This window comes from Acidovorax radicis N35 (genome assembly GCF_000204195.1).
GTDB lineage: Bacteria > Pseudomonadota > Gammaproteobacteria > Burkholderiales > Burkholderiaceae_C > Acidovorax > Acidovorax radicis.
Genome location: NZ_AFBG01000015.1, coordinates 121,768 through 138,534 on the forward strand (window position 1 = coordinate 121,768; position 16,767 = coordinate 138,534).

At 63.4% G+C, this 16,767-nt stretch carries 17 protein-coding genes; 6 read left to right on the forward strand and 11 right to left on the reverse strand.

The features are described from left to right. Nucleotides 1–4: 4 nt before the first annotated feature. Entirely contained in the window at nucleotides 5–784 is a 780-nt protein-coding gene (locus tag ARADN35_RS0104655; protein WP_010459538.1) for an IclR family transcriptional regulator domain-containing protein, read from the reverse strand. A gap of 241 nt (nucleotides 785–1,025) precedes the next feature. On the opposite strand from ARADN35_RS0104655, the gene pobA reads away from it, so the two are divergent. After that, nucleotides 1,026–2,234: a 4-hydroxybenzoate 3-monooxygenase gene (gene pobA / locus ARADN35_RS0104660; RefSeq protein WP_010459540.1), complete on the forward strand. Its 1,209-nt coding sequence runs from the start codon at nucleotides 1,026–1,028 to the stop codon at nucleotides 2,232–2,234. Nucleotides 2,235–2,305: 71 nt separating this feature from the next. Here the strand turns inward: pobA and ARADN35_RS27185 are convergent, their stop codons facing one another. The 5 genes from ARADN35_RS27185 to ARADN35_RS0104690 form a co-directional block, all read right to left on the reverse strand. Next, nucleotides 2,306–2,617 (reverse strand): DUF5076 domain-containing protein, encoded by a 312-nt coding sequence (locus tag ARADN35_RS27185; RefSeq protein WP_010459542.1) that lies wholly within the window; start codon nucleotides 2,615–2,617, stop codon nucleotides 2,306–2,308. Between the two features lie 44 nt (nucleotides 2,618–2,661). Beyond that, complete coding sequence (gene purH, locus ARADN35_RS0104675; RefSeq protein ID WP_010459544.1) at nucleotides 2,662–4,263, reverse strand: bifunctional phosphoribosylaminoimidazolecarboxamide formyltransferase/IMP cyclohydrolase; 1,602 nt, start codon at nucleotides 4,261–4,263, stop codon at nucleotides 2,662–2,664. A gap of 95 nt (nucleotides 4,264–4,358) precedes the next feature. Next, nucleotides 4,359–4,592 carry a Fis family transcriptional regulator gene (locus ARADN35_RS0104680; RefSeq protein ID WP_010459546.1) on the reverse strand — a complete coding sequence of 78 codons (234 nt, stop codon included), beginning with the start codon at nucleotides 4,590–4,592 and terminating at the stop codon, nucleotides 4,359–4,361. After that, entirely contained in the window at nucleotides 4,589–5,635 is a 1,047-nt protein-coding gene (gene dusB / locus ARADN35_RS0104685) for a tRNA dihydrouridine synthase DusB (protein ID WP_029413295.1), read from the reverse strand. Before dusB ends, ARADN35_RS0104680 begins: the two co-directional genes overlap by 4 nt. A 162-nt stretch (nucleotides 5,636–5,797) precedes the next feature. Further along, complete coding sequence (locus ARADN35_RS0104690) at nucleotides 5,798–6,367, reverse strand: M15 family metallopeptidase domain-containing protein (RefSeq protein WP_010459550.1); 570 nt, start codon at nucleotides 6,365–6,367, stop codon at nucleotides 5,798–5,800. A gap of 153 nt (nucleotides 6,368–6,520) precedes the next feature. Between ARADN35_RS0104690 and ARADN35_RS0104695 the strand changes: the two genes are divergently transcribed. Then, the gene (locus ARADN35_RS0104695) at nucleotides 6,521–7,003 is read left to right on the forward strand and encodes a YqaA family protein (protein ID WP_029413298.1); all 483 of its coding nucleotides are present in this window, start codon (nucleotides 6,521–6,523) and stop codon (nucleotides 7,001–7,003) included. A 36-nt stretch (nucleotides 7,004–7,039) separates the two neighbouring features. Here the strand turns inward: ARADN35_RS0104695 and ARADN35_RS25885 are convergent, their stop codons facing one another. After that, the gene (locus tag ARADN35_RS25885; RefSeq protein ID WP_010459554.1) at nucleotides 7,040–7,900 is read right to left on the reverse strand and encodes a sulfotransferase family protein; all 861 of its coding nucleotides are present in this window, start codon (nucleotides 7,898–7,900) and stop codon (nucleotides 7,040–7,042) included. 150 nt (nucleotides 7,901–8,050) lie between these two features. On the opposite strand from ARADN35_RS25885, the gene ARADN35_RS0104705 reads away from it, so the two are divergent. The 4 genes from ARADN35_RS0104705 to ARADN35_RS0104720 are packed head-to-tail and all read left to right on the forward strand — an operon-like array spanning nucleotide 8,051 to nucleotide 12,060. Then, nucleotides 8,051–9,334, forward strand: a complete 1,284-nt coding sequence (locus ARADN35_RS0104705) for a glycosyltransferase (protein ID WP_139019163.1) — start codon at nucleotides 8,051–8,053, stop codon at nucleotides 9,332–9,334. Further along, nucleotides 9,331–10,101, forward strand: a complete 771-nt coding sequence (locus ARADN35_RS0104710; RefSeq protein ID WP_029413300.1) for a hypothetical protein — start codon at nucleotides 9,331–9,333, stop codon at nucleotides 10,099–10,101. Before ARADN35_RS0104705 ends, ARADN35_RS0104710 begins: the two co-directional genes overlap by 4 nt. Before the next feature lie 10 nt (nucleotides 10,102–10,111). After that, nucleotides 10,112–10,954, forward strand: coding sequence for a Gfo/Idh/MocA family protein (locus ARADN35_RS26890; RefSeq protein WP_010459561.1), 843 nt, complete (start codon nucleotides 10,112–10,114; stop codon nucleotides 10,952–10,954). After that, nucleotides 10,951–12,060: a DegT/DnrJ/EryC1/StrS family aminotransferase gene (locus tag ARADN35_RS0104720; RefSeq protein WP_010459563.1), complete on the forward strand. Its 1,110-nt coding sequence runs from the start codon at nucleotides 10,951–10,953 to the stop codon at nucleotides 12,058–12,060. Before ARADN35_RS26890 ends, ARADN35_RS0104720 begins: the two co-directional genes overlap by 4 nt. 134 nt (nucleotides 12,061–12,194) lie before the next feature. Here the strand turns inward: ARADN35_RS0104720 and ARADN35_RS0104725 are convergent, their stop codons facing one another. From ARADN35_RS0104725 to ARADN35_RS0104740, 4 genes are all read right to left on the reverse strand, one after another. Beyond that, complete coding sequence (locus ARADN35_RS0104725; protein ID WP_010459565.1) at nucleotides 12,195–13,427, reverse strand: GGDEF domain-containing protein; 1,233 nt, start codon at nucleotides 13,425–13,427, stop codon at nucleotides 12,195–12,197. Between the two features lie 228 nt (nucleotides 13,428–13,655). Beyond that, the gene (gene rarD / locus ARADN35_RS0104730) at nucleotides 13,656–14,534 is read right to left on the reverse strand and encodes an EamA family transporter RarD (RefSeq protein ID WP_010459567.1); all 879 of its coding nucleotides are present in this window, start codon (nucleotides 14,532–14,534) and stop codon (nucleotides 13,656–13,658) included. Between the two features lie 125 nt (nucleotides 14,535–14,659). After that, nucleotides 14,660–15,754 (reverse strand): redox-regulated ATPase YchF, encoded by a 1,095-nt coding sequence (gene ychF, locus ARADN35_RS0104735; protein ID WP_010459569.1) that lies wholly within the window; start codon nucleotides 15,752–15,754, stop codon nucleotides 14,660–14,662. A gap of 83 nt (nucleotides 15,755–15,837) precedes the next feature. Next, the gene (locus tag ARADN35_RS0104740) at nucleotides 15,838–16,707 is read right to left on the reverse strand and encodes an MOSC domain-containing protein (RefSeq protein ID WP_010459570.1); all 870 of its coding nucleotides are present in this window, start codon (nucleotides 16,705–16,707) and stop codon (nucleotides 15,838–15,840) included. Between the last annotated feature and the right edge of the window lie 60 nt (nucleotides 16,708–16,767).

The following is a 16,767-nucleotide window of genomic DNA, read 5'->3' on the forward strand; positions in this document are numbered from 1 at the left end:
GCTTTCACAACAGCCCCCGCAACTCGCGGGCGGCCTCCTGCAGCAGTGGCAGCATGTCGCGCTGCAGGCTGCCCTCATCGATCTGCTTGGGCGACGCCACCACATTGAGCGCCGCCACCGTGTCGCCCTGCAGGTTGCGCAGGGGCACGGCCAGCGCGTGCACGCCCAGCTCGTGCTCTTCCACCGCCAGACAGTAGTCGTCACGCCGCACCTTGGCAATCACTTGCCGCAGCGGGCCGACCTGGGTGATGGTGTGGGGTGTGAGGCGGTGCAACGAACAGGCCTTGAACCACGCCGTCAGCCCCGCCGGCGGCAACGCCGCCAGCAGAACCCGCCCCGTGGACGTGGGGTGTGCTGGCAGCCGCGCCCCCAGGTGCAGTCCATAGGCCAGCACACGCGACGGCGCACCATACACCCCGCTGCGCGCCACGATCACGACCTCGCTGCCATCCAGCACCACCGCCGAAAACGACTGCTGCGTCTGCGCCGCCAGCCGGTTGAGCGTGGGCTGCAGCACACGCGGCAGCCGCGCCGAGGCCAGGTAGCTGCCCGAAAACTGCAGCACCTTGGGCGCCAGCCAGAAGTAGCTGCCGTCCGTCTCCAGATACCCCAGGTGCGCCAGGGTCAGCAGGTGCCGCCGCGCCGCCGCGCGCGTGAGGCCGGTGCGCTGGGCTGCCAGCGTGGCATTCAGGCGCTGGCGCTCGGTGTCGAAGCTCTCCAGCACCGCCATGCCCTTGGCCATGCCTTCGATGAAGTCTGCTTTGGCGATGGGAACGGTGGTCATTCGGGTTCCAGAGTGGGTGGGTCAGTCGGCCGATGGGTGGCCTGAGACGCGATGCGACTCAACGGGCGAACCAGCGGTTGGCGTACCGAGGTCCCTTGGCACGGAAGATTGCGCGATGATCGCACATTGCATCTATCTATCGCCCGATAGCGCCGTGGCCGGACCCCGGATTGACCTGGATCAACCTACGCTTGACCCTGTTCATCTACCGCTCTCCAACGCCTTTGTGAGGTTGTCCACCATGCGTACCCAGGTTGCCATCATCGGCGCAGGCCCCGCCGGTCTGCTGCTCGGCCAGTTGCTCTACAAGTCCGGCATCGACGCCGTCATCATCGAACAGCGCAGCCCCGACTACGTGCTGGGCCGCATCCGCGCTGGGGTGCTGGAGCAGGTCAGCATGGACCTGCTGGACCAGGCCGGCGTCGGCGCCCGTGCCCATGCCGAAGGCCTGCCGCACGACGGCATCGAGCTGCTGTTCAAGGGTGCACGGCACCGCATCGACCTGCACGCGCTGACCGGCGGCAGCCGCGTGACGGTGTACGGCCAAACCGAAGTGACGCGCGACCTGATGGACGCCCGCGCCGCCGAAGGCCTCGCCACCGTGTACGACGCCCAGAACGTGAGCGTGCACGACTTCGACGGCCAGCAGCCGCGCGTGACGTATGAGAAGGACGGCCAGACCCACGAGGTGCTGTGCGACTTCATCGCAGGCTGCGACGGCTACCACGGCGTGTGCCGTGCCAGCGTGCCCGAGGGCGCGCTGCGCACCTACGAGCGCGTCTACCCCTTCGGCTGGCTGGGCGTGCTGGCCGACGTGAAGCCCGTGTCGCACGAGCTGATCTACGCCAACACCGAGCGCGGCTTTGCGCTGTGCAGCATGCGCAGCAACACGCGCAGCCGCTACTACCTGCAGGTGCCTTCGACCGACAAGGTGGAGCAGTGGAGCATCGAGCAGTTCTGGGCCGAGCTGGGCAACCGCCTGGACCCCGAGGCGCGCGCGCACCTGGTCACCGGCCCGGCGCTGGAGATGAGCATCGCCCCGCTGCGCAGCTTCGTGGCCGAGCCCATGCGCTTTGGCCGCCTGTTTTTGGCGGGCGACGCCGCCCACATCGTGCCACCCACCGGCGCCAAAGGTCTGAACCTGGCGGCGAGTGACGTGGGGTACCTGTGGAATGCGTTGTCGGATTACTACCGCGACCAATCCAGCGCGGGCATCGACACGTATTCCGACCGCTGCCTGCGCCGCGTCTGGCGCGCCGAGCGCTTCTCGTGGTGGTTCACCTCGCTGATGCACCGCTTTCCGGACACGGGCGAGTTCGGGCAGAAGATGCAGGAGGCGGAGCTGGATTACCTGGTCAACTCCCGCGCGGCCTCCACGTCGCTGGCCGAGAACTATGTTGGCCTGCCGCTGGACTTTGCGGTGCAGACACGGTTCGAAACGGCAGCGTAACGATATTGATCGCAGCCAGCGCTTGCTTGGCAAGCGCTGTCAGGTCAAAACACTTAAATTTTGAGCATGGGTCAATGGTCTTTTGGTATCTCGCCTTCGACACTGACATTCGGCTCTCTCGTTCTGCGAAGAAAGTCCTCAAGGATGAGGACACGGCATTCAGCGACGGTTTGCTCATCGCGTTGGGCATATAGACGTGCGGCGTGCTCGTACAGATCGGCCAACAGCTCCCCGAAATCTTCCGCCCCACCTTGCAAGCCACTGTTGATCATCACGTGCAATTGGCCACCACCAGCCCACAGTCGCATGATTTCAAAGGCGCCTGGGTCGTTCAGAGCTTCCTGTGGAATTGGTAGTTCAGGCGAGTCGTCTTCCAGCGTCATCGCTTCTCCTGCGTAAGTCTCACAGTTGGGCTGCTCGCTGAGGGTCAGTGGCGGAAATGGCGAACGCCGCTGAACACCATCGCCACACCGCGCTCGTTGGCAGCGTCGATGACTTCGTTGTCGCGCATGGAACCACCGGGCTGGATCACGCAGGTGGCGCCTGCATCGACCACCACATCGAGGCCGTCGCGGAAGGGGAAGAAGGCGTCGCTGGCCACCACGGTGCCCTGCAGCGACAGGTTGGCGTGCCCGGCCTTGATGCTGGCGATGCGGGCCGAGTCCAGGCGGCTCATCTGGCCGGCGCCCACACCCATGGTCATGCCGCCCTTGCAGAACACGATGGCGTTGCTCTTGACGTACTTGGCCACCTTCCAGGCGAACAGCAGATCTTCCATCTGTTCCAGCGTGGGCTGCTTCTGGGTCACAACCTTGAGGTCGATGAGCGAGAGCTCGTGGTTGTCGGCCGTCTGCAGTAGCAGGCCCGAGCCGATGCGCTTGGCGTCCATGGCATTGCGGCCGCGCGCCCAGTCGGTCTTGCCACCGTGTGCGGGCAGTGCGATCTTGAGCAGGCGCACATTGGCCTTGGCCTTGAACACTTCCAGCGCTTCGGCCGTGAAGTCGGGGGCCATCAGCACTTCGACAAACTGCTTGGAGATCTGCTGCGCGGCGTTGCCGTCCACCGTGCGGTTGAAGGCGATGATGCCGCCGAAGGCGCTGGTCGGATCGGTCTGGAAGGCCTTGCTGTAGCTGTCCAGCGCATCCAGGCCCACGGCCACGCCGCAGGGGTTGGCGTGCTTGACGATCACGCAGGCCGGGGCCTCAAAGCTCTTCACACATTCCCAGGCAGCGTCGGCATCGGCGATGTTGTTGTAGCTCAGCTCCTTGCCCTGCAGCTGCACGCCCGTGACGAGCGCGCCGGGCGCGGGATGCAGGTCGCGGTACAGCGCGGCCTGCTGGTGGCTGTTTTCACCGTAGCGCAGGTCCTGCACCTTGGTGAAGATGCCGTTGCTCTGGCCGGAGAACTGGGCGCGTGTGGGCACATAGGTTTCCGACAGCTTTTCTTCTTCAAACGTGACGGACGAGAGGTAGTCGCTGATGGCGCCGTCGTACTGGGCGATGCGGTTGAACGCGGCCACCGACAGCGCGAAGCGCAGCTTGTTGGAGAGCTTGCCGCCCGCTTTCAGCTCGGCCAACACGGCGTCGTACTGGTCGGCCGAGGTGATCACGCCCACGTCGTTCCAGTTCTTGGCGGCGCTGCGCACCATGGCGGGGCCGCCGATGTCGATGTTCTCGATGGCGTCGGCCAGCGTGCAACCGGCCTTGGCCACGGTGGCTTCAAAGGGGTAGAGGTTGACCACCAGCAGGTCGATGGTGTCGATGCCGTGTTCCTTCAAAGCCGCCATGTGTTCGGGCAGCTCGCGGCGCGCCAGCAGGCCGCCGTGCACCTTGGGGTGCAGCGTCTTCACGCGGCCGTCCAGCATTTCAGGAAACTGCGTGACCTCGGCCACTTCGGTCACGGGCAGGCCCTTGTCGGCGAGCAGCTTGGCGGTGCCGCCGGTGGACAGCAGCTTGATGCCCAGTGCATGCAGGGCTTGCGCGAATTCGACGATGCCGGTCTTGTCGGAGACGGAGAGGAGTGCGTTCATGGTGTGGGTGGGGAGGGTTTGAATAAAAACAGGCTCCAGCGCTTATCCATCAAGCGCTAGCAGCTATAAATTGAATAGCAAATGACACAATGGCGTCAGAGCAGCTTGTGCTCGACGAGCTTTTTGCGCAGCGTGTTGCGGTTCAGGCCCAGCCATTCGGCCGCGCGGGACTGGTTGTTGTCGGCGTGCGTCATCACCACTTCCAGCAGTGGCTTTTCGACCACACGCACCAGCATCTCGTACATGCCATCGGGTGTCTCACCGCCCAGGTCGCGAAAGTAGCCCTGCAGGCTCTCGCGCACGCATTCTTCTATGTGTTTCTTGCTCATGCAGCCAATCCCTCTTGTTCTTCTGGTTCTGCATCCACGCCCGTGGCGGCGGGTAGCCGGTCCATCTGTTGCGCGAGGGCATCCAGGTGGTCGGCCACGGCCTGCCACTGCGTGGTGCAGTCTTCGATCGTGTTGATGTGTTGCCTGAAGGCCTCGCCGCCCGGCAGCGCGCGCAGGTACCACGCAATGTGCTTGCGTGCACTGCGCACCCCGGTCAGCTCGCCGTACAGGCTGTAGTGGTCCTGCAGGTGGTCCAGCAGCAGGCGCCGCACCTCGGCCACCAGCGGTGGCGCCAGGTGTTCGCCCGTGGCCAGAAAGTGGCCGATCTCGCGGAAGATCCACGGGCGGCCCTGGGCGGCGCGGCCAATCATGATCGCGTCAGCGCCGGTGGCAGCCAGCACATCACGCGCCTTCTCGGGCGAGGTGATGTCGCCATTGGCCACCACAGGCACCTTCACCGCCGCCTTGACGGCCGCGATGGTGTCGTACTCCGCATGGCCCTTGTAACCCTGCTCGCGCGTACGGCCGTGCACGGTGAGCATCTGGATACCCACGGCCTCGAACTGCCGCGCGAGTTGCACCGCGTTCTTGTGCTCCTGGCACCAGCCGGTGCGCATCTTCAGCGTGACGGGCACGTTGAAGGGCGCGCAGGCCTGCACCACGGCCTCGGCAATTTCCACCGCCAGGGCCTCGTTCTGCATCAGCGCGGAGCCCGCCCACTTGTTACACACCTTCTTGGCCGGGCAACCCATGTTGATATCGATGATCTGCGCGCCACGCTCCACGTTGTAGACCGCGGCCTCGGCCATCATCGGCGCATCGGTGCCGGCGATCTGCACGGCAATGGGCCCCGGTTCCCCTTCATGATTGGCCCGGCGCGAGGTCTTGAGGCTGTTCCACAAGTCCTTGCGCGAGGTCACCATCTCGCTCACCGCATACCCAGCCCCCAGAGCCTTGCACAACTGGCGAAACGGCCGGTCGGTGACGCCCGCCATCGGGGCGACGAACAACCGGTTCGCCAGAGGAATGTGGCCGATGTGCATGGACGAGGGGTGAGATGGAGGCAGCAGCAGATGCTGAAAAAGGAGGCAGGATTGTACCTGCTGAAAATTTCAGCAAATGAAATGTTTTGCCCCCTGAAAATTTGGGCGAGAGTGGCACCGTGGGACCCCGCGTCCATCAAGCGCTGTCCCGGCTGGGCAAGCTCATCGTGCAGCGAGATCGGCGTCTGCGGTGCGCACAGGTGCAGTGCCGCGCTGCGCAAAGCGCCACCAGGCATCCGGGGTGTTTTCGAACTGATGGCGGGCCATCATCGCGCGCAGCCAATCGCGGTTGTGCCGCACATCGGGCGAAAAGCCCTGCGCAGCCGCTGCCGCGCCTGCCAACTCCACACCTGCGGGCGTGCCCATGTCCACGTCATGCCCATCTGCCAGCGGCCCACGCACCACCTTGCTGGCCTTCATTCCGTCCACCACCCGCACCTTCACCACCCAGCCACCGCCAGCCGCCGGGCAGGTGGCTTGCAGCACCATGCCTTGCGCCTGCAGCTCCTGGCCAACACGCTGCAAGGCCGCGCGCGCCGACGGTGTTTCGGTGCAGGTGGTGATGGCGGCGGTCGACACCTCGGCAGCGGGCAGTTCGGGCACCGCAGCCCGTGGGCTGTGTGCACATGCGGCCAGCAGGAGTGCCAAGACCAACGGTGCCCAGCGCGGACCTGCTGGCAGGCCCGCCTGGGCCGGGCTGCCAGTAACGACATGGGGTTGAAAACTGTGCATGGGGCCTCCTCCGTGTGGATTTTTTGAGGGACGGTGTGGGTATCACGATATGAAAGACGCCATCTACAGGCCATGCGCAGATGGCGCGGACCGGCGTAGGACGGCGCCCCCTGGCAAGAAAGCACCGGCTGCACCGCCCTACACTTGCCGCTTATGGAAATCTGGATGCACCAGCTGCTGGAATGGCTTGCGCTGCCGCAGTTCGGCCTGAGCACGGTTTTTGTGGTGGCGTTCATTTCTGCCACGCTGCTGCCGCTGGGCTCGGAGCCTGCAGTGTTCGGCCTGATCAAGATCAACCCCGAACTCTTCTGGCCCGCCATCCTGGTGGCTACGGCCGGCAACACGCTGGGCGGTGGTGTGAGCTGGTGGATGGGCCTGGGCGCCCACAAGGCGGTGGACAAGGCCCGTGGCAACGCCACCGACGTGCGCGCCCTCCACTGGCTCCAGCGTTTTGGCGCGCGCGCTTGCCTGATGAGCTGGCTGCCCGTGGTGGGCGACCCGCTGTGCGCTGTGGCGGGGTGGTTGAAGCTACCGTTCTGGCCCTGCCTGGCGTACATGGCAGTGGGCAAGTTTTTCCGTTATTTGGTCATGACCAGCGTGCTGCTGTACTTCATGCCCGGGCACATCGTGCCGTGACAGTGCCGGCGATGTGTGCAGGCGCAGGCCGCCGCCTCAGGCGATGTAGCCCAGCTCCCTGAGCAAGTTATGTGCAACCGCGTCAAATTCGAGGATCTCATCCGCTGACAAGATGCTGCGCCAGGCATCCAGCAATTGCGGGTCTGGTGCCTGCAGGGTTCTGGCCTGCTGCGCTCGCCGCCGCTCTTCGGACACGATGACCGCACCATCTGCGGTGACACGGCCTTTGTGCTCCTGGAGCCGTTCTCCGCTTCGGGTGTGGTAACCCAGCATGGCGGTATCAAAATCGAGCCGGATGAAATCGCACACCCTTCGCAGTTCTGCTTCGGTATTGGCAATGAGGTTTTCGTAGCGGAGTTCCAGGTAGTTCTGGCACAGCACGCCGTTGCTTCTTGTGGTGGTGACGTTGTCCCGCCAGTGCCGCGCCTGGACAGCCATGGATCTCCCGGGTGAAAACCACTGATCCCGCAGCGAGGCAGCGCATGCCCGCCCATCGCGAACGATGTGGATGAAATGCGCTTCCGGCAGCAGTTGCTGCAGATAGGGCATGTGCAGGCCATACAGCGGCGTCTTGTCGCCCCACCGCGTCTTGTGGAACCTGGCGGCATACATCCGATAGAACACCCGGAAACCGTCGGGGAGACTGAAGGGATCGACGCATTCCAGAGCCTGTGAAAAAGCAGCCCGGTCGATGCCAAAGTCCGCCCATCCCGGCGCGTGGGGAGGAAAACCCGTGACGGCGTTGCAAAACCAGGTGCGCGGATCGGGTGTGCCAAAACCGTCCAGGGGCATGGCGAGAAACCCTGTCTCTGGCGGAATGGCGAGCGCGGGGTGTGCATCCAGCATCAGCCGCAAAAGGGTGGTCCCCGATCGGGGTGAGCCGACGATGATCGGCATGGGGGGAAGGGCTGGCAAGGGTGCTTGCACCGCTCGGCCTTTGCAAAGCCGCTGCCAGTAATGCTGGAGGCCCATCGCGTATCATTTCCTTTACTGGCAAGCGCCCGCTACAGCTTCGCCTTCAGACATCCCTGAGTTCAAAGGTCCCCTGTGCAAATCCTTATTGCAGTGTGCGGCATGCAATATCGCAGCGGTGCAGAGCTTTTTGTTCGCGATCTTGCACTCGCCCTCCACCAGCGTGGCCATTCCATCGTGGTGTATGCCCCCATCATGGGTGATCTGGCGGACGAACTGCGCTCGCGCTGTATTGCTTGTATTGCCGAGTTGTCTTGTATGTCCGAACCGCCGGACATCATTATCGGAAATATGCGCGACGATACGGTGGCCTGCATGGCGCATTTTTTGTCCACCCCGGCCATATCCATTTGCCACGACCGCACAGCTTTGCACGGAAAACCGCCGCGCTTGACCCGCATTCGGCAACATGTGGCGGTAGATGAGAATTGTGCGGAACGCCTGTATCTCGAAAATGGCATTCCGCGATCGTCTTTAGAAATCATTTCCAATGGCGTCGACCTGGAAAGATTTCGCCCTCGCCCACCGTTGCCCGCCAAACCGCTGCGCGCGGCGATATTCAGCAATTACTCCACAGAGAGCGAAGAAACCGCAGCCATCCGATCAGCCTGCGCGGCGCTTGGCATATCGCTGGAGGTCATTGGAAAAGGCGTCGGGCGGCAGGAGGCTTCTCCAGAAAAAGTCCTGGCGCAGTTTGACCTGGTGTTTGCAAAGGCCCGCTGTGCCATGGAGGCGATGGCGGTGGGGTGTGCTGTCATCCTGCTCAACGAAGGCACGGGCCTGGCAGGCATGGTCACGCCAGGCAACGTCAAGGAATGGCATCGCTGGAACTTTGGACGCCGGCTGATGCAACAGCGCATTCACCGCGATGCCATCGAGCAGGAGATACAACGCTACTGTGCGCCAGATGCGCAGGCCGTGAGCGCCTACGTACGCGAGCATGTCTCACTGGCCGCCACTGCGGACGCCGTGGAGCGCCTGGCACAACGCATCGTCCATGCCGAAGCCACCCGCCGCCCGGTCAGCCCTCAGGAAGAACTCCGCGAGTTCGCCCAGCATGTTGCAGACAATCTCATGCCGTTTGGCGTTGCACAGGTGGCGGTGCAAACCGGCATCCTGCTCGAACGGGTCGAATCGCAGAAGGCACGGCACAGCCCGACCTCGCCCATCGCCGACCCGCCAGCGCCCGCCCCCCATCCCCACTCCGATCCACAGGCGCTGGAACTGGCTGCCACGAAGGCCCTTGCGGCCGATCTGGAGGGGCAAATTGGCGCATTGCGCGCCAGCTGGTCCTGGCGATTGACCGCGCCCTTGCGCTGGTTCGGGGCGCACCGAAGCACTAAACCCCAACGACCATGAAGCCTCTTCTTTTGGTAGCCCACCCGGGCCACGAACTGCGCATTTTTGAGTGGGTGCGCCGAGTGAAGCCCCATGTGGTGATCCTGACGAACGGTGACGGCTCCATCGGGCAGGCACGCCTGAGCGACACCCAGGATCTGCTGGCCGACATCGGCGTTCGCGTGCGCCGCGACTGGCTGGAGCCGGTGTCAGACGCTGCGGTGTACCAAGCCTTGCTCGGCACCGCACCATCCCCGTTTGCCGGTTGGCTGACCCAGCTCACCCAGGCCGCCCTGCAAGAGGGCATCGATGTGCTGGTGTCCGACCAGGCAGAGGGCTACAACCCAACGCACGACCTGTGCCGGGTACTGGCAAATTGTCTGGTGCAGCAGATGGGGCAGGCCGGACGGCAGGTCCGCAACCTGGAGATTCCACTGGTCGGCCACCCCTGTGACCCCGCCCATGAGGAACAGGCCGAGGTCAAGATCACCCTGTCAGCGCCAGAGTTGGCCCAGAAACTCGCCAAGATGCAGGACTACGCCCGGCGTTGCAGTCCAGTGCTCGAGCAAGAGCTCCAGACCATGCTGGATAGCTATGGGCAGCAAGCGTTCGCCACAGAGTGCCTGTACACAGCGCGCCGCACCCCCTATGAGGACGGCAAGGTCCCCGACGCGATGCCCAGTTTCGAGCGCATTGGCGAAGAGCGACTTCTGGCAGGTATTTACAAGCACGTCATCCAGGCCCAGCACCTGAGGCAATTGGTGCAGTCCTTCGCACCCCAGCGCTGAAGTGGACCCCATGGCGAACCGCACCCGCATCGCAGTGATTGGCTATGGCCGCTTTGGGCGCGTGCATGCCCTGCGTGCCCAGGCACACCCTGCGTTCGAAGTGCTGTGTGTGGTCGACCCCCAACGCGGTGCCCGAAATGCGGCGCAAGCCGACGGCTTCAACGCCATCGCGTCCCTGAATGACCTCCCCCGTGGCGTGGAGGCGGCCTCGGTGGTGACCCCCGCAGATACCCACGCCGAGATTGCGATCGCGTTGATGCACCGGGGGATCGATGTGCTGGTAGAGAAACCCATGGCGAGCTCAGAGGCGGAGATCGACACCATGCTCGATGCGGCCCAGGCGACCCATCGCCGGCTCTTCACGGGACATATCGAGCGCTTCAATCAGGCGCTGATGTCCGCTCCGTGGGACACAACGCCGGGGAGCATCGTGTTTTCACGGCAGTCGCGCCTTCCAGGGTGCAGCCATTCGGTGGTGTTGGACCTGATGGTCCACGACCTGGATCTGGCCGCCCACCTGCTGCGCTGCCACACACCGGACTCGTTTCACATCCTTTCCGTCCAGGAGCACGGCGACGGCGTCTCCGCACAGGTGGCGATGGGGTCGACCGTCGTGAATTTCCACGCACTCCATGGCGCGGACTCTTCCAGTGCGACCATCCGCTGGCACAAAGCCACGGCCGTCTGCGAACTGCCCCTGTCGCACCGCGCAGAGCCGACCCAACCGGACGCACTCACACGCCAATACACGGCCTTTCACAGCATGCTCAAAGGACAGCCTTCGCATTTGGCCAGTGCGATGGAGGGCGCAACCGCTGCCCGCCGCGCCCTCGCGATCGCGGCAAGGCTATGACGGTGCCCTTTTTTCGCAGCCCCTGGCAGGTGCCTGCGAATGCCACTGGCCTCGGTGCTGCGTTTGCAGAAATTCTGGAAAGTGGCCAGTACATCCTGGGGCAGCATGTGCGCAGCTTTGAACAAGCCCTCTCCGCCAGACTGGAAACCCCAGTGGTTGCATTGAATTCGGGAACCGATGCCCTGGTGCTCGCGCTCCGGTTGCTCAACCTGGAACCTGGTGATGAAGTCGTTCTCCCCTCCTACACATTCTTTGCCTGCTTTGAAGCAGTGGTCCGCACAGGGGCCGTGCCGGTGCTGTGCGACTCCCAGGCCCACGACTTCGTCTGTGGCGAACCGGAAGTGATTGCCTGCATCACACCTCGCACCCGCGCAGTGATGGCGGTTCCGTTGTTTGGCGATGCCAGTGCGATTCCAGCCATCGCACAGAGTTGCCGCGCGATGGGGGTGCCGCTGATAGAGGATGCCGCACAGGCGCTGGGTGCCCAGGTGCATGTTGAAGGTCAGGGGTTGCTGCAGGCCGGCACCCTGGGCGACCTTGGAACGCTCAGTTTCTACCCCACAAAAACCCTGGGCGCGCCGGGCGACGCCGGTGCGCTGACCAGCCGCCATGCGCATTTCGTTGACCGTGCGATGTCGCTGCGCAATCACGGGCTGCACGCAGGATGCCATTCCGAGGTTGGCTACAACAGCCGCATGGATGAATTTCAGGCTGCGGCGCTGGCGCAAGGCCTGAGCCAGCTAGACACCTGGCTGAGCCAACGGAAAAGCATCGCGGGGCGTTACCTGGCGGGCATGGGCAGGCTTCCCGGCATTGCACTGCCTCACCATCACGATGGACACGCCTGGAACTACTTTGTCCTGCGGTGCGCACAGCGCGACAGGCTGCGCGCAATGCTGGCACAAGAAGGTGTGCAAACCCGGATCTACTACAGCGATCCGATCCACAGGCAACCGGCGTATCTGAAGTGCTTTCCCGAGGTGCACCTCCCCCATGCCGAGGCCCACGCGCAGCAGGCGCTTGCACTTCCCATCTTTCCAGGCATGACTGATGGGGAGGTTGGCCGCGTCATCGAGGCGGTCGTGCTCGCGGCGGGTCGACCTTGACGAATGCATCCCCAGGGAACGCACGGTTTAGATGACCACTATTGCGAAAGCATCGACTGATCCGCGCGGAAACCCGGCTGCGCAAGCATGGGTCAATTCGCTTTGAGATGTACCCGCAGGAGTAGCCCTGCACCTCATAGAAAAGAGTGGGCGCTGGATGCGGGCAGCAACGAATGCCCCCTGGCAACCGGCTCTTCGACCACCACCTGGTTGCGCCCGCCTTCCTTGGCCATGTACATGGCGGTATCGGCGCGTGAGAAGAACTCCAGCACCGACTCGCCCAAAATATACTGCGTGACGCCAATGGAAACCGTCACCCGGCCCTTGAGCAAACCGCTCCAGGCATGGGTTTCTACCTGGGCACGAATGCGCTCGCAGGTATTGAGCGCAGGCAGCAACGACGTGCCAGGGAAGATGAGCAGAAACTCTTCACCCCCATAGCGGCCAAACACATCGCCTCCGCGAACGCCCTGCTGTGCAATGCGGGCAAAGGTGCGCAACACCTCGTCGCCCCCCAAATGTCCCAGCTCGTCGTTGATGCGCTTGAAATGGTCAATATCCAGCACGGCCAGGCACAGCGGGATGCCACTTTCGTCAGCCAACTGCTTTTGTTCTTCCAGCGCGGCCAACACATAGCGCCGGTTGAAGCATCCCACCAGCGGGTCGCGCTGGGCGTCTTCCTGGATATTCTTGATCTTGCGGCTGGCGTGGTACAGGCTGCGGTACAGGCGCTGTACCCGGCCCATGAGCGCAATGAAGGCAGGCAAAGAAACCGCCAACGCCAGCCAATGCAACGCCTCCAGGCGCAGCAGCGCTTCGTTTTGCTGCTCCAGGTAGTGCAGCCCCATCACCACGGCATACAGGCACAACATACAAGCAGACAGGGCGAGCAGGGTGGATCGCGGAACGGTGAAAATGCCATAAGCCACAGCCACAAAAGTGAACGGCGCCAGCAGGATCTGCGTGACAGGGGCCAGATAAAACAGCCCGAGCATGCACATCAGCGCTGTGGCCACCATGGCCAACTTCAGGTGGCGATGGCGAACCTTCTGGTAGAGGCCCGAGCGAAAAATACCCCAAAAGGCCGTACAAACCACAGCGACCAGCACACCGAACACGGCGAGCACCAGCAGGTCCACCACGCCCAGTGTGCAAAACGCCGCCACCGCCAGCCCGTACAGGCCCATCAGCCCCAACGCCATCAGCCATTTCTCACCCGCGCTGCGTCCGTTTCGCGGCCCCACGCCATCCAGCGCGCGACGTGCAGGGCGCACCGAGGCCGAAGACGAGTCATCGAACTCCATGACAGCGTCGGACAGGGGGAAGGCGTCCGTCGTCGAAAACGGATTCTTGCGACCAAAAAACATGTGGAGGCAGGCCTGGGCCCAGGTTCGTTCGGGTGACAGCTCACCGAAATGCGCTAGCTGCAGGAACCGACACCCGGCAGGCAGGCCCGCGCATCTTACGCAGAACTGACACGGTCGCGCTCCGTGTTTTCCAGTAGCTCAGGCCGTGCAGACAAGCCCGCACAAAGGTGATTTTCACCGTGGGTCAAGCTTCCCGATCTTCACTCGCGCGCCTGGAGACCGACGCCGTCAGGCCGCGATAACCTGGCGACGCGTCCACCAGCCCTCCAGGGTGTAGACCAGTAGCGCAGCCCAGATCAAGACAAAACCTACCAAGCGCGTAGGCTGGAACGGTTCATGGAAAAGCCACACGCCCAGCGCGAACTGCAGGCTGGGCGAGATGTACTGCAGAATGCCCAAGGTGGACATCGGAATAAGGCGGGCGCCCGCCGCAAACAGCAGCAACGGAACCGCTGTCATAGGGCCTGCGAGAAACAGCCATCCGATGGTGGTGGGAGGGCCCTGCACCAGCGCACCTTCTCCCTGCCACACCCACCAGCCCAGCACGATGGCGGCCACCGGCGCAAGCACCAGGGTTTCGAGCGCCAGACCTTCCAGAGCACCCAGCACGGCGACCTTGCGCAACAAGCCATAGAAGCCAAAACTCAGGGCCAGCACCAGTGCAATCCAGGGCAAGCGCCCAGCCTGCACGGCTAACCACAGGACCCCGGCAGCGGCCACTGCCACTGCAAGCCACTGGCCTGGGCGAGGCCGCTCGTGCAGGAAGACAAAGCCCAGCGCAACATTCACCAACGGAAGAATGAAATAGCCCAGGCTGGCGTCCACCACATGCTCGTTCTGCACCGCCCACACATAGGTAAGCCAGTTACCCGACAACAGCATCGCTGACAAGGCAAATGCCGCCAGCACTTTGGGCTGGCGCAGCACAGTCCCCATCCAGGACCATTGCCTGCGCACCATCAACACGCAAAAAACAAACACCAGCGACCACAGCGTGCGGTGCATCACCACCTCCAGCGAGGGCACATCTGCCACCTGTTTGAAATACAGGGGAAAGAGGCCCCAGGCGGTGTAGGCCAGGGCGGCGTAGAGGATTCCAGTGTTCATAGAAAACGGCAATGCGTGCTGGCGATGGCCACCACCTCATCAATGGTCGTAAAAAAACCCTGCACGCCAGGGGCCTTGCAGGGATGCGGGGCCATCGGGCCTGTGGCCCGATGCAGCTTTCAGCGTTAGACGTTGAACAGGAAGTTCAGCACGTCGCCGTCCTTGACCACGTATTCCTTGCCTTCAGCACGCATCTTGCCTGCATCCTTGGCACCCTGCTCACCCTTGAGCGCGATGAAGTCCTCAAAGGCGATGGTCTGTGCGCGGATGAAGCCACGCTCGAAGTCGCCGTGGATCACCCCGGCCGCCTGGGGCGCCGTATCGCCGATGTGGATGGTCCAGGCACGCACTTCCTTCACGCCTGCCGTGAAGTAGGTCTGCAGACCGAGGAGCTTGAAGGCGCCGCGGATCAGGCGGGCCAGGCCGGGCTCGGTCTGGCCCATTTCGGCGAGAAACATGTCGCGGTCTTCGTCGCTCATTTCCGCCATCTCGGCTTCCATCTTGGCGCAGATGGCCACCACAGGGGCGTTCTGGCTGGCGGCGTATTCCTTGAGGCGGTCAAGGAATGGGTTGTTCTCAAAGCCGTCTTCGCTCACGTTGCCCACAAACATGGCAGGCTTGGCCGTGATCAGGCACAGGGACTTGAGCAGAGGCTGCTCTTCTTTGGTGATCTCGACCGAGCGCGCAGGCTTGCCTTCGTTGAGTGCGGCCTGGATGCGCGTGAGCAGCGCCACCAGCTTGGCTGCGTCCTTGTCGTTGCCCGACTTGGCAGCCTTGGTGTAGCGGTTGAGCGCCTTTTCCACAGTGCCCATGTCGGCCAGGCACAGTTCCGTCTGGATGACTTCGATGTCAGAGATCGGGTCCACACGGCCGGCCACGTGGATCACGTTGTCGTCTTCAAAACAACGCACCACGTTCACGATGGCATCGGTTTCACGGATATGGGCCAAGAACTGGTTGCCCAGGCCTTCGCCCTGGCTGGCACCTGCCACCAGGCCGGCGATGTCCACGAACTCGACGATGGCCGGAACAATGCGTTCGGGCGAAATGATCTCGGCGAGTTGCTGCAGACGGGGGTCTGGCACTTCCACCACGCCCACATTGGGCTCAATGGTGCAGAAGGGGTAGTTTTCGGCGGCGATGCCGGCCTTGGTCAGCGCGTTGAAAAGGGTGGACTTGCCGACGTTGGGCAGGCCCACGATGCCGCATTGGAGGCTCATGGCAGGGCTTTCTGGAATTCGGAGACAAACCGCCGATTTTACGGGCCTGCCAGCAATCGCATTTCTACTGCCTGTTCACACCCTCAATCAAAGCGCAGATTGGCCGCCACCCGCTGCCCCACACGCAGCACTTGGCCCGCCCCCCGGCCCACTATGGCGTTCATTCCGAACGTGATGGCGCCATCGAGACGCTTGTCCTGCCGGTAGGTCCGCAGCATGTCACCCACCACAGGGGTACTTTGGGCCGTAGTGGGGTCAATGTCGGGAATAGGGCAACGCGAGCACGGCTTCACGGGCTGCAGGTGGATTTCACCCTCGGCAGCGTCCACCCGCACCAGGTCCACCCGGTCTTCGTCGTGTGCATCCACCCCGGCCAGCACCACATTCGGGCGAAACCGCTCGATGCCCACGGCGGCATGGCCTGCAGCCTGAAGGCGCACATTCAGCTCGTCCATGGACGCTTCGCTGGCCACCAGCATAGGGAAGCCATCGGCGAACTGATTCGGAGCCTCGACACCGTCCGTCCACTCCATGCTGGACAAGCGCCGGTATTCGGGGTCAAAACGGACAAGACGACAGGGCTGACCCAGGAAATCAGTGAACCACTGTGCCGCCACGGCGCCCATGTCCCAGGCGGGCACCGTGTCTCGCCATACGGTCACCGTGGCGGGCCCCTCAACGGCATCGATGGCCACATGCAAGGCCAGCATACCGGGGGCGCGCAGCACCATCTCGTCGCTCTTGAGCTGCGGCCGGATCAAGGCCATGCGCGGCAGCGCGCGCTGGGTCAGGAACATGCCCTCAGCATCCACCACCATCCATGCACGGTCCAGATCCAGCCCTGTTTCAGTGAGCTGCGCCTCCTGCACCTCGATGCCCGCGCACGACTTGACGGGATAAACGAAGAGGCGCGCGATGGTGCCGGACAGGTCGGAATCAGGGTAGAAACTCACGCGGAAGTGCTCCTCAAAAAAAGACCAGGGGAATGGGAGCCCGATTTTGCACCGTACCCG